Source organism: Luteimonas salinilitoris (genome assembly GCF_041300785.1).
Lineage (GTDB): Bacteria > Pseudomonadota > Gammaproteobacteria > Xanthomonadales > Xanthomonadaceae > Luteimonas > Luteimonas salinilitoris.
Genome location: NZ_JBFWIB010000016.1, coordinates 22,896 through 38,362, shown reverse-complemented (window position 1 = coordinate 38,362; position 15,467 = coordinate 22,896). Strand labels below are relative to the sequence as shown.

Genomic DNA, 15,467 nt, shown 5'->3' with positions numbered 1-15,467 from the left:
GAATGAAGATGAGAAGGTCGAGTCGAGTCGCAGGCATGCGCTTCGTTCTGGCCGGGGTGTGCGCTTTGCTGATGTCCTGCAGCAGGAGTGAGGTCGCCACCGTGGAGGAAGACGCCGCGGTCATAGAGATGGGCGTTGCGGCGATGATCGACAGGGCTTCCACGTCTGCCGATCTGCCGAAAGCCTGCGAGGACTACGCCAAACGCGTGGAAGCGTGTATCGGCCGTATCGATGGTCATCCATCGGCATCGTCGCTGGAGGACTCACTCGATCATGCCAGGTCGCAGTGGGCGGAGGCGCCAGACGCGCATGCCCTCGCCTCTTCCTGCAAGGCTGCGAACAAGGGATTCGCAGAAACGGCGGCAACGACAGGTTGCGAGTGATTGCCGACGATCGGCCGGCACATCGAGTATCGATTCGACCGAATCGCTACCGGCTGGCTTCGGGTGTACGGGTCAGGGGTATCCTCTCGCCGCAGCCTTCCCGCAGGGCGACAGTCGTGTTTTCGGCGCCGGCGAGATGGCTCTGCAGGAAAGCGCGCGCCTTGCGCCAATCGCGGCGTACCGTGCGGTTCGTCACACCCATGAGCTCGGCGATTTCGGTCTCCTCGAGACCGCCGTAGTAGCGCAGTTCGACCACCCGTGCCAGCCGGGGGCTGATTTCCGCAAGCGACTCGAGCGCCTTGTCGAGTGCAAGCACCTCCTCCAGCCGGCCGTCCTCGGCTGCCGGCTCCCCGATCGAAGACAACCTTTCCGCAACCTGGTAGCCGCCCCGCTTGCTGGCCAGGGCCCGGCGCACCTCGTCGACCAGGACGAAACGCATCGCGCGGGCGATCAGGGAGACCAAGTGCGGGCGGCTGCTGGCCGAGACCTGCGAGCGCACCAGCTTCAGCCATGCCTCGCTGATCAGCGAGGTCGGGGACAGCCGCGGGTCCATCTGCTGCCGGATCTGGGAACGAGCGATCCGGTGCAGGTCCTGGTAGATCAGGCCGTAGATCCGGTTCCAGGCATCGCCTCCGGTCTGTTCGGCTTCAACCAGGAGCTGGGTGACCGACTCGGCCGTTTCATCGCCGAGTGCAGGTGTCGGCATATCCCCTGGTGAAGACGAAAGCAGATTTTGGCTGTACTTCATGTCCCCTCAAGCTCTGATTTCACGAATCCATCGAGTGACAGAGAGTTGTTCGGACAACCGCGGCAGCGCTTGATCCCAGCATAAGTCGAGCACGAGTTCATATGACGTGAAGGCTAAACCCTGATCGCAACCGGGCGTGCCCGGTCAGGCACACGGTATCCGGACTGACAACACTATGAGGAATCTGCAATGAAGCATTCGAACAACCTCCGCATCCGGGTCGTACTCGCCCTGGCCCTTCCGGCGATGGCAGGCGCAACCGATGCCGCCGCCGTGGAGGCGGTCGACAGGTTCTACATTTCGGCCGGCGCCTACAAGGCCAACAACGACGTCACGCTGCGCCGGGATTCCGCGTCGGGAACGACGCAGGGCACGCACGTCGATCTCAAGCGCGACTTCGGCCTGGACATGGACAAAACGGAATCCTACCTTGAGATCGGCGGCACGATCGGCCGGCGGCATCGACTCAAGGCGTTCCGCTACGGCCACGACGCCAGTGCCACGCGGGTCCTCGAACGGGACCTCGTCATCGGCGACGATATCTACCGCGAAACCGCCGCCGCCACGGGCGATATCGACATCGACCTGCTTGGCGCATCCTATTCCTGGCTGCTCCATCATGGAGAGCGAAGCGCCTTCGGTATCGGCCTGGGCGCGATCCGCTACAAGGTCTCGGCGAACCTGGCCGCCGCGCTTGACAACGATGGCGAGATCGAAGCCGTTGCCAGTTCGATCTCGGAGTCCCACTGGGCACCGCTGCTGCACCTCGAGTACATCCGTTCGATCGCGGACCATTGGCGCGTCGGCGTCGACGCGTCCTACGTGCGGAAATCGGGCGGCAAGGTTTCCGGCGATGCCATCGACCTTGGAGTGAAGGCCGAGTTCTTCCCCTGGGAGCACTTCGGTTTTGCGCTGCGTTACAACTACAACGACATCGACCTGGAGTTCGAGCATAGCGGGCACCGCGACGAGATCAACATCAAGAACCGCGGGCCGCAACTGGTCGCGACGTATCGGTTCTGAGACAGCCCCGATGTCGCCGGAATCTGCCTCATCATCCCCGGGATCGTCCCCGGGCCGGGCACGGCGCAAGCTTGCAGGGGCGATCGTGCTGCTGGCCCTGCCTGTGGCCGCGTTCGCCGGGGATGCGGTGGCTCAGGGGGGCGAATCGGGCGCCATGGAACGGCCTCGCACCTGCCTGGTGCTGGGTGGGGGCGGCGCGCGCGGCGCCGCCCACATCGGCCTGCTGAAGGTGCTCGAACGCGAACGTGTGTCCGTCGACTGCATCGTCGGCACATCGATGGGTGCGATCGTCGGCGGCATGTACGCAGCCGGCTACGGCGCCGACGAGATCGAGGCGATCCTGCAGCATGTCGACTGGCAGTCGGTGCTTCATGACCGCCCCCCGCGCGCGCAACGCACGATGCGCCGCAAGCGTGACGATCTGCGCCGACTGGGCGGGATCGAACTGGGCCTGAGAAACGGCAAGATCGCGCTTCCACGCGGCATGATCCAGGGCCAGCGACTGGAATTGCTGCTCCGCCGGCTGCTGTTGCCGACCTGGCGGATCGAACACTTCGACGACCTCCCCATCCCCTTCCGCGCGGTCGCCACCGACATCGTCACCGGCGACAAGGTCGTGTTCGAGCGCGGCGACCTGGCCATGGCGATCCGCGCCAGCATGTCGGTACCGGCCGTGTTCGCGCCTGTCCGCATCGACGGGCAGCTGCTGGTCGACGGCGGCATCGTCGACAACGTCCCCATCGACGAAGCGCGCAAGCTCGGTGCCGAGCGCCTGATCGTGTCCCGGGTCGGGTCCCCGCTGCTCGACGAGGCACACCTGAACACGCCGCTGGATGTCAGCGAGCAAGCCTCCCGTGCGCTGATGAAGCGTATCGTCGAGGCCCAGATTGCAACCCTCGACGACCATGACCTGTTGCTGACGCCGCCACTGGGCCAGTTCGGCGCACAGGAGTTCAACCGGACGGCGACGGCCAGCGCCATCGGATTCAAGGCCGCGGACGCGCTCACCCCGGAAATCCGTCGATTCAGTGCGTCGCCGGCCCAATACACCCGATTCCAGCAGCATCACACGCTGCCCGAACACGATGCTCCGTTGATCGCCTTCATCGACGTCCTGCGCGAGTCGACCCGTACCGGCGACTACGTTGCGCGCGTCACCCGGCGCCATGTCGATTCCCGCCTTGAGCTTGGTGCGTTGGAGTCGGACCTGGGCACGATCTACGGCGAGGACCGCTACGAACAGCTGCAATGGCGGCTGGTGAACGATGAGAACCGGGCCGGGCTGGTCATCGAGCCGCAGGACAAGCGCTGGGGGCCGGGTTTCATCCACGCAAGCCTGGGCCTGTCCAGCGATTTCGACGGAAACAGTGATTTCCAGCTCGACGCAGAGCTGACCCAGACCGGCCTGACGGCGATGGGCGCGGAAGCGCGTTTCGGCCTCGGTCTCGGCAGGATCGAGCGCCTGACCGCGGAGTTCCACCAGCCGATGAGCGACGGCCGGCACGCCCTGCTGTGGCACGGCGGCTACCGGGCCTTCGACGTTCCCGTGGACGCGTCCGCCCATGACAGCGCGGCCAGGTACCGCTACAGCGCATGGGGCGGAGGGCTGACCTGGTCGTACTCCATGCGCAACCATTGGGAGCTGTCGGCTGGCGTCGAACGCGGGCGGGAACGGACCCGCTTGCAGGTCGGCGACGGCGGAGAACGCACCCGTTCCGACCTGGGCAGCCTGGTGCTCGGACTGGCCAACGACACGCTCGACAGCGTCAGCTTCCCGCGTCACGGCCAACGCCTCGAAGCCACCCATCGGGTGTACCGGGAGGCGCTTGGATCCGACCTGCGCGCCGGTGTCACTCGCCTTGCCTGGGACGTCGCCTGGTCGCGCGGCTCGCACAGTCTGCTGATCGGGCTTCACGGTTCATCGGCGCAGGTCGACGCAGGACAAGCCTTGGACGCCTACGGATTTCTCGGCGGGCTCGGCCGGCTTTCCGGCTATCAGGACGATTCGATTTTCGCGATGCAGACCGGGCTTGCACGAGCGATCTACTACCGTCGCCTTGGTCATGCCGACTCCCTGTTGTCGATGCCGCTGTACTTGGGCGGAAGCCTGGAAATGGGCGGATACTCCAACGACCGCAGCTTCCTGGACTCGAACGACCTGATCGGCGCGGGCAGTCTCTTCCTGGGAATCGATACCCGCATCGGTCCGGTCTTCCTTGGATACGGGCGGGCGGAACACGGCGCCAGCTCTTTCTATTTCAAAGTGGGATCGTTGCTGCGCGATAGCCATTGACGTCGATGGGACACCGCGCCTTTATCCGCTTCAACCCAACCATGAGGAGCGAACCATGAGCACGAAAATTCCCATGCCGGCACTGGCCGCATTTCTGGCCTGCTTCGGATTGCCATCGTCCGCCGCCGCACAAGCGACCGTGGAGTGCATTTCGCACGACTACCGCTACAGCGAATGCTACGCACCGCTCGAGCAGCCGCAGCTGGTCTACCAGAAGTCCCACTCCGCCTGCATCATCAACAAAACATGGGGGTTCAACCCCGCGACCAGCCGTGTCTGGGTGTCGGATGGATGCTCCGGCGTCTTCGCCGACGCTGGCGGCTACCACCACGGCGTGGCCGGCACTGCAGACGGGAACGCACGTCAGTACGACCAGCACGGGCATGATGCGGGCACACTGGTCGCCGGGGCCGTTCTGGGTGCGCTGATCGAAGGCGCGGCCGATTCCAGGCACGATCGGCGCCACACGCACAGCAACGCCCGGCGCTACAGCACGCCTTCCGGATACAACGGATGCCACGGTGTCGGGTGCCTGATCGACAACCCTGATCAGACGGTGACCGACGACCGTCCCCAGTTCGACAGGGAGGGCAACCCGAACTTCGACACCCAAGGCAACTATCAGGGTTGTCACGGCATTGGTTGCGATGTGGATGACCCCGGTTCGGACAACTACGGCTCGGACGACCCTCCGGAGCCGGGCCAGACGGAGTTCTCCGACGACTCCGGCGGCGATTCGGACGACTCCGGCTCGGATGATCCTCCGGAGCCGGATCAGACGGAATTCTCGGACGACGACGATTGATCTCTTGCGTCCGGGCAACCATCGCTGCTAAGGGCTGCCCGGTCCGCAGCATATGGGACAAGGAGAACAACATGCAGATCAAGCATGCAACCGCACTGGGAGCGCTCCTGTTGCTGTCGGCTTGCAGCGATCCCGCTGACAAAGATCCGGGGGCATCGCCATTTCCGGCAGGCATGCAGAGTGCAGCCGCCAGCGACAACGACACCGCGGAAGTTGCCCCGGATCGGCCTGCAAGCGCTGCGCAGAGCGCGAGCGATGATGACGACTGTTACAGCAAGGCCCAGAGTCAAGCCGAGCTGACAGAGTGTTCCGAGGATGACCTGAAGCCGGTCGATGACGAGCTGAACAAGCGCTACAGGGAAATGGAAGCGCGCCTGAAGGACGATGACGACACGAAGAAGCTGCTCATCGATGCGCAAAGGAAGTGGGTGGCATTCCGCGATGCGGAATGCAACTTGTCCACGGTCAGATCGTCAGGCGGTAGCATCCATCCCATGAACTTCAACAACTGCGCGACAGACCTGACACAGAGACGCGTCAATGATTTCCAGGGCTATCTGAATTGCGGCAAGGAAGATGGCGGCGATGACGAATGCGCAATTCCTGGTGCGAACTGAATCCATAGGCTTCGATGACTACGGCGATACCAATGACGCGGACGACAGCAGCCTGGACGACTCGAGCGAAGACGACCGACCACCGCGGTCGCAGATAACCCCCTCCTGCTGCATCACGCATGTGTCGCAACGATCAGAAAACGAGGACGTTCTGAATGAACACTGGAAAACTGTGAGCCGCGCGGCCCACGGACTCCAGAAGCGAGGAGAGCAAGATGAAAGCCAAGAATACGGCAACCATGTTGGGAGCCCTTGTTCTGCTGTTGGGATGTACCGACGTTTCGGTTGACAATGGGCAACAGACATCAACGGCCGCGAAAGATAGTGCGCAAGCCGCCATCGTCGAGAAGCCGGACAAACCCCTCGGGCCGGACAGGCATGACTACAAGTCAGCCTATACGTCGCTGCAGAAGGCCGTGGCTGCAGACGACAAGGCAGCCGCATCCAAGCTGGTCAGTTACCCGCTGGTGGTATCGCAGGGGGCCGTGCAGAAGACTGTTGCAACGCCCGGCCAGTTCGTCGCGGAATACGACACCATCATTACCCCCGCGGTGCGCGAAGTGATCGTCGAGCATGATTTCGACACCGTGGTGGCCAATCGTTATGACCGTTCCGACGATGCAAACATGTTCATGACCGGTGCCCTCCTGGGTGCTGTGGCAGAAGGCGTTGCGCGCTCGTGGGGCCGGCGCCACAGCACCAGCAACAATCACTATTACCAAGGCTATGCCGACTACTATTACGACGGCTGCCATGGCGTCGGCTGCCTGGTGGACCCCCCGCCGCCGGTGAGTACCTATGACGACTATGCCGGCTGCCACGGCGAAGGCTGCCTTGTCGACGACCCGGATGCGACGCCGGATTACCCCACCAAGCCGGATGCGTTCATAACGGATGATCCACCAGAGCCGGGCCAGACAACGTTCTCCGACGATTCGCCACCGGAGCCGGGCCAGACAACGTTCTCCGACGATTCGCCGCCGGAACCCGGGCAGACGACGTTCTTCGACGACGGCTCGGACGAGCCATTGGAGCCGGGCCAGACGGAGTTCTCCGACGACTCCGGCGACGATTCGGACGGCGTCGAGTCCACTTCCGATGACGACAGCGATGCCGATGACACGGACGACGGCAACCTGGACGACGCTTCCGATGACGACAGCGATGCCGATGACGTGGATGACGGCAGCCTGGACGACACGTCCGATGACGACAGCGATGCCGATGACGCGGACGACGGCAGCCTGGACGACACGTCCGATGACGACAGCGATGCCGATGACACGGACGACAGCAGCTTCGACGACTCGAGCGAAGACGACTGACCACCGCGGTCGCAGATAAACCTCCATGTTGCATCACGCATGTGTCGCAACGATCAGAACACGAGGATGCCCCAGATGAACACTGTAAATTCAATCACCATCATTGGCATGCTGCTGCTGTTGTCTGCATGCGGCGGCTCGCACGACACCGCGTCGGAAGCATCGACACCAGTGGCCGAAGCGCCGGACCCTGCCGCGCCCCCGGCCGGGGCAGTGGTGGATCCATCCGTCGCTGCCGCTGCGGGCGATGCGCAGCCTTGCATCGGCGCCGACGTGGAACTCACTGACGCGCGCCGCAAGGAATATCTCGAGCTCGTTGCCGACGCAATGGACAACAAGGTGAAGCCCGAGGCGGTGGAGGTAGTCCGCTTCATGGGGATCGGCACATGGAGCGCCGTATTTGCGACCACGCCGATCGCGGACCCTGGCTGGTTGGTATTCGAGTCCACGGATCGCCGGCAGCAGTTCAAGGACGTCTGGGGAGGGGAGGCTGATGAAGACGACAGGCAGGGATTGGCCGAATGGGCAGCGGGACTGGGCGCGCCGGCCGATTTCGCGGCGTGCTTTGCCGAGACGGTCATCAACTGACGTACGCAGATCGCCCACATGTCGCATCACCCATGTGCCGCAACGATCAGAACAAGAGGAGGCTCTGGATGAACGCTGGAAACTCAATCGCCCTCATTGGCATATTGCTGCTGTTATCTGCATGCGGCGGCTCGCATGACGCCGCGCCGGAAGCGTCGGCACCGGCGGCCGAAACGCAGGGCGCCGCCTCCTCTGACGGCACCGATGGCGCAGGCAATGGCGGGGCTGTGGATGCATCTGCGGCGCCTGCCGAAGACGACACCTTGGTCGCAGCGGACATCGAATCGATACTCGGCGGCAATGCGGATGATTACAGATCGGCCTTCCTGGCCTTGCAGAAGGCCGTGGCTGCAAGCGACAAGGATGCCGTGGCGCAGATGGTTCTATATCCGCTGGATGGCGCCATCGACGGAAAACAGACCATCCGGGACGCCGGCCAGTTCGTACGGGAGTACGACAGAATCGTCACGCCTGCGATTGCCGATGCAGTCGCCCGGCAGAAGTTCGCCGACCTGATGGCCAACAAGAACGGCCTCATGTTCGGCAATGGCCAGGTCTGGCTGACCGGCATCTGCGAGGACGATGCCTGCGAAAAGCAGTCGATCCTGGTCACAACGCTCCAGGACACGAGCGATCTCGACAACTAGACTGGTAGTCCGAAAGCGCGGACGAAACCGAGTGGAATTGGGACTCCCGGACAACGACAACGAGTGGCGGCGGCAATGGCTGTCGCTGCGCGGCAGTTCTGGAAGGCAATGGAGGACCATGAAATGCAACGCAGAACCACAATAACCACGCTGGGGACGCTGTTCTTGTTATGGGGGTGCGGCGGTTCCCCCGGCGCGGATCCAGACGCTTCGGCGCAGGCCGGCGGACAGGACATGGAAACCTCGAAGGCAATGGAAATCCCGAGAAATCCGGCCGGCGGAGAATCCGTGGATACCGTGGAGCCGACGGAGGATGACAGTGAAGTCATCGCCCAGATAGAAACGTTGTTCAGCAGTTCGGAGGAATACAAGGCGGCCTTCATCGCGTTGCAGACAGCCGTGGCCGCGGGCGACGAGGCCGCCGTATCCGAGCTGGTCGACTTCCCGCTGAGCATTTCGGTGGATGGCCGGAGGGTCATCATGAACCCCGAGCAGTTCGTGAACGAATACGACCGGATCATCACCCCTGCAATCGCCTCGACGATCACCACACAAAAGTTCTCGGACGTATTGGTCAACACCCAGGGCGTGATGTTCGGCGACGGCGAAGTCTGGCTCAGCGGCAGATGCGAGGACGAGGCGTGCGAGACGCCACTGGTCTCGATTTCCCGGATCCAGGAAGCGCCCAAGGGCGACGTCGAGTTTCCGCTGACCGTGGACATCGAGCTTTCCGACGCCGCCGCCAAGCGGATGAACAAGGACGCCGAGACCCTCATGGTCTACGTTTCCTACTTCGGGTTTGCGACACCTGCCGCCAAGGACATGGCGGACGACCTGGGCCTGGTGGACCTGGGCTCTGCATCACCCGAACTTGCGCCCAGGAGCCGTCAGGCCGTCTTTGACGGGAGCCAGTTCAAGCGCGACCGCTTGCAGCGCATCTCCGGTGGCCCGCGGGTCAACATCAACGTCCTTTCGGGCCGCCACTCCTCCGAGGACAACATCCTCGATTGCGACTTCTACGAAGACAGCCTGGCCACTGCCACCCGCTCTCCGATCCCCCTTGGCTGCAAACTGCTGCGGGGCGAATGAGGACTGGCTTGAAACGTACGTCCGGTTGCCGTCCGGCTTTGGGACCTGATCCATAACAGTTCGCGGACATTCCCGGCAACATGGGCAACATGGGCAGCACGGCAAGCACACCGCCGGCCCATGCAGGAACACGGGCCCGGAATCACCTTCCGGTCATACCATCGTTCTGCCATAGAAAGGCTCCATGATCATCTTCGAGGTTCGCGCCCTCCTGCTTTTCGATCGCTACACCGGCATGCCGGAGGAAGAGCGCCGCCGGCGCCTGGCCGAGCTCGAGCGCGAGGATCCGCATCTGCACGGCGCGCTCGCCGCGCTCCTGAAGGCCGATGCCAGTATGGACACGCGGCTGGACCGTTGGTCATTGGATGTGCTCGCCCCGCTGCTCTCGGACTACGAGGCGCCCCCGGCGCCCGACAAGCGCATCGGCCAGGAGGTCGGGAACTGGCGGATCATGGACACCATCGCCCGCGGCGGCATGGGTACCGTCTACCAGGTGGAGCGCATCGACGGCCAGTACCAGCAGATCGCCGCCCTGAAGTATGTCCGTGCGGATATTTCATCGCCCAGGCTGGTCAGCGCGCTGCTCAACGAACGGGACGTGCTGGCCCAGCTCAATCATCCCGACATCGTGCCGCTGCTGGACGGCGGCATCGACGATGAAGGCTATCCCTGGTTCGTGATGCAGCGGGTCGATGGCGAACCGATCACCTCATGGTGCGACCATCAGCAACTGGCGATCCGAAAGCGGGTCGAGCTGTTCATCGATGCCTGCGATGCCGTGGCCTATGCGCATGCACGCGGCACGCTGCACCAGGACCTGAAGCCCTCGAACATGCTGGTGACGCCGGAAGGTCGGCCGCGCCTGCTGGATTTCGGGCTGTCGAACTCGCTGGTCGATGCCAACGTAGGAGACTACAAGCAGCTGGCAATGACGGCGGGCTACACGCCTCCGGAACTGAAAAAGGGAGAAAGCCCGGGATTCACGACCGACATCTACGCCCTCGGCGTCGTCCTGTACCAGCTGCTCTGTGCCCGCCTGCCGGTCAAGCCTGCCGCGATCCGGCATGTCCCCATGCCTCCCAGCCGGCTGGCCGAAGGCATCACCGACAACGAGGCCAGCGCGCGCGGCGCCAGCGGGCAACACGAACTGGCCTGCCAGCTGAAAGGCGAACTGGACGCGATCGTCCTGCGCTGCGTGGCGACCGATCCGGAAGCCCGCTATCCGGACGTCGAATCGCTGCAGGCCGACCTGCGCGCCTGGCTGGCCACGCGGCCCGTCGCCGCCCACGGACAGGGATTGCGCTATCGCTTCGGCTGCTTCGTCCGGCGCAACCGCGACTTCTCCATCCTGGCAGCCGCCGCCGTCATCGTTGCGGTGGTCGTGTTGGCGCTCTGGGCGTGGCAGACCCAACGCGCACGGGGCGAGGCCGTGGTGGCCCACCGGGTGAACCAGTTGCTGGAAAGCACCCTCGGCATGGCGACGCTTTCCGGGCTGGGCGACATGCCGATGCAGGCGACCGAACTGCTGGACCATGCCGAACGCACCCTGCGCGAGCAGGCGCGGGAAGGAGAGGCCGGGAGCCCGGAAGTGCTGGCACGCGGCCTGTCCCTGCTGGCACGGAGCCGTGCCCTGACCGGCCACTACCCGCGCGCCGAGGCACTGGCGCGGGAGGCCCTGGAGCACAGCGGCCAGGACGCGTTGCAGACCGCCTTCAACCTGGCGACGCTGGCCCGGATCCAGAACCTGCAGGCCCGGCATGCAGAGGCCGAACGCACGGCAAGGCAAGGGCTGGCCGCGCTGTCGCTGCGCCTGACCGACCCGTACCGGCTGGCCTGGGTGCGGCTGCAGGACCAGCTCGCGATCGCGCAATCGGGACAGGGGCAATCGAAGCTCGCATTCAAGACCCTGGCGCGGGCCATGGCCGAAGCGCGCGAGCTGTCACCCTCGATCGGCGATCCCGTCCTGGCGCAACTGCTGATCCAGCGCGGCACCTGGTATCGCTGGCGCATGCGGTTGGCCGAGTCCGAGGCCGATCTCCTGCAGGCGATCGAACTGGCCGGACAGATCGACCCGGTCACCGCCGACGATGCTCGCGAATCGCTCATCCGCACCGTGCGCGCCTCGCGCAAGTCGGGACGCGAGGCGCGGGCGCTGGCGATGGCGAAGAAGCTGCTCGACAGTCGCCAGCGCACACTGGGCAGCCAGCACATCCAGACCGGCCAGGCGTGGACCGAACTGGCCTTCATGCAGGGCATCAATTCCGACTACGACTCGGCACGGGCATCACTGCAACACGCACATGACCTGGTCGAACCGCCGCTCGGAGCAGACCACCCGGCCGCGGCACGGATCTACATCGGCCGCGCCTTCGTTGAGATCCATGCCGGACGGGTCGATGAAGCCATTGCCCTGACGGAGAAGGCGCGGGTGATCTACGAAACACACAACGGTCCGGCCCACGAATTCACCCTGCACGCCCGCTCCCTGCTCGCCAACCTGTACTGGTCGCGTGCCTCGATGACCGGCGACGAAGAAGCGCGCAAGAAGGCATTGCTGCTCCTGGAAACGGCCCTCCAGGATGCGGAACGCGCCCACGGCACCGTGGACTCGATCCACCGGGTCGCCTATGCCGACCTGCTCCGGGGCGCCGGGAAAAAGCAGGAAGCCCGCCGGCAACTGGTGCGGGCACGAGAGGACACATTGTGGCAGTACGGTGCGGACAGCCAGGAAATGCTGGGACTCCAGCTGTCCGAGGCTTCGCTCATGGCCGGCGACGACGTCGATCCCGAGGCGACGGAGGTGGCTCTGGACCGGCTGATCGCCGATGCCGCGAGGTTCGACACGCTCTACGCCATCGCCATCCTGCATACCGCCTGGCTGGTGAAAGGGAGCTGGCTGCAGGGCCGGCACCGGCTCGACGAGGCGGCAACGGCGTTCCGGAATGCCCGCGAAGCGGCGGAGCGCGCCGGCCACCAAGGCTGGGTGACCACGGCCGAGCGCCGGCTCGCCGCATTGGAACAGGCCGTCATCGCGCTTGCCGAAGCCGAGCCGCGACGGTGATGCGGCGCCAGGGGGAACCTCCGGATAAGTTCGGGAGCTCCCATGGGGCTTGCGATGTCCTGTCACGCGGCCAATTTCCGATAACACCCATGATCCTCACCGGTTGCCGTCTGCGGCAGCATCAACGGCAGGAGTTCGACTACCCGATGCCCCAAGCGCGGATCCGCCCTCCCCCCACGACATGAGGCGTGACACGATGAAATCCTCCGCTTTTGTCCTGGCGACCGCGCTTGTACTGACCATGGGCGCCTGCGCTTCGCCGCAAGCGGCCGCGACCGGACTTCCCGCCGCGGCGGCACACGATACCGAGTTCCTGAATTGGGTCGTCTCGCTGGGCGATGCCGCCGAAAAGGATCCGAAGTACCGGCGGATTCCGCTGGACACCCCCGCGCGGGTGAATGCCTTCACCGAACGCCTGCACCGCCTGTACCGGGGCCAGACCGGCGAAGCCGAGTTCAGGGCCTGGGTCGATGCGGAGTACCCGGGCCACACCTACGAGCAGGATTTCATTGTCCAGTACCTCGCCCTTCATGGGCATGGCGGGTACTGAACCGGAGACCGATGCCATGCGCGCAGGCAGGACGCCCGGAGGCCGCCCCATGTCGAAACCGTCCCGTACGCATGGCCGATTGCGGTGGATCGCACTTCCGACGCTGCTGTGCGCCGCCATGGCCATCCCGGGCCTGCATGCGCAACAGCGGGCGTACGCGCCGGAGAATCTGCGGACGCTTTCCATACCGGACCAGACCCGGGTCATCCGTCTGGAATACAGCGAACAGTCGGGGGGACGTTCGATCCCCGGCGACCAGTTGCGCTTCTATCTGGACCAGGTCAACCGCTCCGACTGGACCTTCAGCCGTATCAAGCAGGACATCGCCCGCTCCCTCGGCGACGGCCATGCCGGCGGGGGCGGCCCCGACCCGAGCATCGTCTGCGAAAGCGAGCGCGGTCGCTACGCCGAATGCCGCACCGGCTGGGCCAACGCGGCCCTGTCCCGGAGCCTGTCCTCGACCCGCTGCATCGAAGACGTGAACTGGGGCGTGCGCCCGGGTCTGGTCTGGGTCGACCAGGGCTGCCGCGCACGCTTCGTGGAAGCCATGGCCGCCAACGAGACCATCCGCTGCGAAAGCCTGCGTGGCAGCCGTCAGGAGTGCCGGACCGGCTTTCGCGGCCAGGCGCTGCTGACCCGCCAGCTTTCGTCCACGGCCTGCATCGAAGACCGCAACTGGGGGCAATCGCCGGGCCTGGTCTGGGTCGATGCGGGCTGCCGCGGCGAGTTCACCCGGGTCCCCGGAAGCGCTCCACCGCACCGTCCCACCCCGTCGCCGGTCGCCGGCTACACGGTGACCTGCTCGAGCCCGGACGGGCGTCCATACAGCTGTACCTGGGACAGCCGACAGGGCCGCCCCGTGCTGGTCGAACAGCTGTCGCAGAATCCGTGTGACGAAGGGCTGGGCTGGGGCTACGTGGGCGACCGGCTGTGGGTGAACCGGGGTTGTCGCGCACGTTTCGGCGTGGCCGGCTCGGCAAGGCCCGAGTACAACGTCCAGTGCACCAGCAGCGCTGGCGCGATCAGCTGGTGTGAATGGGACGACCGCAAAGGCCGGCCCCGGCTTGCCCAGGAGTTTTCTTCCGGCCTGTGCCGCGAGGGCCGGACATGGGATTATCTGCCACGCCGCGGTATCTGGGTCAGCAATGCCTGTAGTGCGCGGTTCTCGAATAGATAGACTGCAACCCGAACAACGGGAATTGATCCCATGAAACACGGTTTCCCGCGTGCGGCATGCCTTGCGATCCTGGCCGTGCTGCTTGTGTCCGCAGGCGCAGGGCCGACCAAAGCACAGAATGACGCTGCCGATGCGGCTGATGCCACTACAGCGCCCAGGGAGCTGACGGTCGGGTTGTACGTCAGTCCTCCATTCGTGATCAAGAAGGACGACCGCTACACCGGCATGGCCATCGACCTGTGGGACGAGTTGGCCGACCGGCTCCATCTGCAGGCCAGCTATGTGGAGATGGAGACATACAGGGAACTGGTCAACGCCACGGCCAGCGGAGAGGTCGATGTCGCGGTGACCAACCTGACCATCACCCGAAGCCGGGTGGAACGCATCGACTTCACCCATCCCTGGTTCGACGCCGGCCTCAGGATCATGGTCAGCAACGAGCGTCGCGCGGGTTTCCGGGGCCTGATCGCGGGACTGAACCAGTCGGGCCACTTGCGGGCGTATGCATGGATCGCCTTGGTGATCGTCGCCGCCACGATCCTGGTAACCGTGTTCGACCGGCATTTCGACAAGGAATTCCCGCGCAGCTGGCGCGACGGCATTGCCGAGAGCTTCTACGCCGTCATGTCGATCACCACCTCGGGCAAGTCGCCGTCGCGCAAGAACCTGTTCGGCTGGATCGGCCGGATCTGGCAGGGTCTCTGGCTGATCTGCGGCATCGCGGTGCTGGCTTACGTCACCTCGTCGGTGACCAGCGTGATGACCACCCTGTCGTTGACCAGCCAGATCAACAGCGTCGCGGACCTGCCCGGACGTCCGGTCGCGGTCTTCTCTGGCAGCGTGGCCGAGGAATACGCCCGTCAGGCCGGGCTGGATGCCCGCAGCTATGCGCACATCGACGAAGCCGCCGAGGCCCTGGTCGACGGTCGGGTTGCCGCGATCATCGGCGATGCACCCGTGCTCGAGTATTTCGCCCATGACAACCCGGACCGGCCGGTCGCCGTGGTGGGCGCGATCTTCGAGCCGGACAAGTACGGGTTCGGATTGTCGCGCCATAGTGCATTGACGCGACCGCTCACCGTGGAGCTGGTCGGCGCGCATCGAAGCGGCCTGATCGAGGAGATCAGGACCCGCTACTTCGGCGAATCGCCATGAACAGGC

At 64.7% G+C, this 15,467-nt stretch carries 14 protein-coding genes; 13 read left to right on the top strand and 1 reads right to left on the bottom strand.

The window, feature by feature from the left end; genetic code table 11:
* Positions 1–35 precede the first annotated feature (35 nt).
* Positions 36–383 carry a hypothetical protein gene (locus tag AB5T46_RS17700; protein WP_370565396.1) on the top strand — a complete coding sequence of 116 codons (348 nt, stop codon included), beginning with the start codon at positions 36–38 and terminating at the stop codon, positions 381–383.
* Between the two features lie 46 nt (positions 384–429).
* Here AB5T46_RS17700 and AB5T46_RS17695 read toward each other — a convergent pair whose 3' ends face one another.
* Positions 430–1,131, bottom strand: coding sequence for an ECF-type sigma factor (locus AB5T46_RS17695; protein WP_370565395.1), 702 nt, complete (start codon positions 1,129–1,131; stop codon positions 430–432).
* 189 nt (positions 1,132–1,320) lie between these two features.
* On the opposite strand from AB5T46_RS17695, the gene AB5T46_RS17690 reads away from it, so the two are divergent.
* From AB5T46_RS17690 to AB5T46_RS17635, 12 genes are all read left to right on the top strand, one after another.
* On the top strand, positions 1,321–2,154 hold the full coding sequence (locus tag AB5T46_RS17690) for a hypothetical protein (RefSeq protein ID WP_370565394.1): 834 nt from the start codon (positions 1,321–1,323) through the stop codon (positions 2,152–2,154).
* Between the two features lie 85 nt (positions 2,155–2,239).
* Entirely contained in the window at positions 2,240–4,447 is a 2,208-nt protein-coding gene (locus AB5T46_RS17685) for a patatin-like phospholipase family protein (RefSeq protein ID WP_370565393.1), read from the top strand.
* 55 nt (positions 4,448–4,502) lie between these two features.
* On the top strand, positions 4,503–5,252 hold the full coding sequence (locus AB5T46_RS17680; protein ID WP_370565392.1) for a DUF3011 domain-containing protein: 750 nt from the start codon (positions 4,503–4,505) through the stop codon (positions 5,250–5,252).
* 71 nt (positions 5,253–5,323) lie between these two features.
* Positions 5,324–5,869, top strand: coding sequence for a lysozyme inhibitor LprI family protein (locus tag AB5T46_RS17675; protein ID WP_370565391.1), 546 nt, complete (start codon positions 5,324–5,326; stop codon positions 5,867–5,869).
* 215 nt (positions 5,870–6,084) lie between these two features.
* Positions 6,085–7,194 carry a hypothetical protein gene (locus tag AB5T46_RS17670; RefSeq protein ID WP_370565390.1) on the top strand — a complete coding sequence of 370 codons (1,110 nt, stop codon included), beginning with the start codon at positions 6,085–6,087 and terminating at the stop codon, positions 7,192–7,194.
* A 75-nt stretch (positions 7,195–7,269) separates the two neighbouring features.
* A complete protein-coding gene (locus tag AB5T46_RS17665; RefSeq protein WP_370565389.1) occupies positions 7,270–7,782 on the top strand; it encodes a hypothetical protein in 513 nt (170 codons plus the stop codon).
* 68 nt (positions 7,783–7,850) lie between these two features.
* Positions 7,851–8,429 (top strand): hypothetical protein, encoded by a 579-nt coding sequence (locus AB5T46_RS17660; protein ID WP_370565388.1) that lies wholly within the window; start codon positions 7,851–7,853, stop codon positions 8,427–8,429.
* A gap of 123 nt (positions 8,430–8,552) precedes the next feature.
* Positions 8,553–9,518 (top strand): hypothetical protein, encoded by a 966-nt coding sequence (locus AB5T46_RS17655; RefSeq protein WP_370565387.1) that lies wholly within the window; start codon positions 8,553–8,555, stop codon positions 9,516–9,518.
* 184 nt (positions 9,519–9,702) lie between these two features.
* Positions 9,703–12,579 carry a protein kinase domain-containing protein gene (locus AB5T46_RS17650; protein WP_370565386.1) on the top strand — a complete coding sequence of 959 codons (2,877 nt, stop codon included), beginning with the start codon at positions 9,703–9,705 and terminating at the stop codon, positions 12,577–12,579.
* 196 nt (positions 12,580–12,775) lie between these two features.
* The gene (locus tag AB5T46_RS17645) at positions 12,776–13,129 is read left to right on the top strand and encodes a hypothetical protein (protein ID WP_370565385.1); all 354 of its coding nucleotides are present in this window, start codon (positions 12,776–12,778) and stop codon (positions 13,127–13,129) included.
* Positions 13,130–13,178: 49 nt separating this feature from the next.
* Positions 13,179–14,306: a DUF3011 domain-containing protein gene (locus AB5T46_RS17640; RefSeq protein ID WP_370565384.1), complete on the top strand. Its 1,128-nt coding sequence runs from the start codon at positions 13,179–13,181 to the stop codon at positions 14,304–14,306.
* Between the two features lie 30 nt (positions 14,307–14,336).
* Positions 14,337–15,461, top strand: a complete 1,125-nt coding sequence (locus AB5T46_RS17635; protein WP_370565383.1) for a transporter substrate-binding domain-containing protein — start codon at positions 14,337–14,339, stop codon at positions 15,459–15,461.
* Positions 15,462–15,467: the final 6 nt, after the last annotated feature.

Coding starts and splice junctions, on each gene's coding strand:
- AB5T46_RS17680 (WP_370565392.1), top strand. CDS start 4,503: ATGAGCACGAAAATTCCCATGCCGGCACTGGCCGCATTTCTGGCCTGC.
- AB5T46_RS17690 (WP_370565394.1), top strand. CDS start 1,321: ATGAAGCATTCGAACAACCTCCGCATCCGGGTCGTACTCGCCCTGGCC.
- AB5T46_RS17655 (WP_370565387.1), top strand. CDS start 8,553: ATGCAACGCAGAACCACAATAACCACGCTGGGGACGCTGTTCTTGTTA.
- AB5T46_RS17645 (WP_370565385.1), top strand. CDS start 12,776: ATGAAATCCTCCGCTTTTGTCCTGGCGACCGCGCTTGTACTGACCATG.
- AB5T46_RS17675 (WP_370565391.1), top strand. CDS start 5,324: ATGCAGATCAAGCATGCAACCGCACTGGGAGCGCTCCTGTTGCTGTCG.
- AB5T46_RS17650 (WP_370565386.1), top strand. CDS start 9,703: ATGATCATCTTCGAGGTTCGCGCCCTCCTGCTTTTCGATCGCTACACC.
- AB5T46_RS17665 (WP_370565389.1), top strand. CDS start 7,270: ATGAACACTGTAAATTCAATCACCATCATTGGCATGCTGCTGCTGTTG.
- AB5T46_RS17635 (WP_370565383.1), top strand. CDS start 14,337: ATGAAACACGGTTTCCCGCGTGCGGCATGCCTTGCGATCCTGGCCGTG.
- AB5T46_RS17660 (WP_370565388.1), top strand. CDS start 7,851: ATGAACGCTGGAAACTCAATCGCCCTCATTGGCATATTGCTGCTGTTA.
- AB5T46_RS17695 (WP_370565395.1), bottom strand. CDS start 1,131: ATGAAGTACAGCCAAAATCTGCTTTCGTCTTCACCAGGGGATATGCCG.
- AB5T46_RS17670 (WP_370565390.1), top strand. CDS start 6,085: ATGAAAGCCAAGAATACGGCAACCATGTTGGGAGCCCTTGTTCTGCTG.
- AB5T46_RS17640 (WP_370565384.1), top strand. CDS start 13,179: ATGTCGAAACCGTCCCGTACGCATGGCCGATTGCGGTGGATCGCACTT.
- AB5T46_RS17700 (WP_370565396.1), top strand. CDS start 36: ATGCGCTTCGTTCTGGCCGGGGTGTGCGCTTTGCTGATGTCCTGCAGC.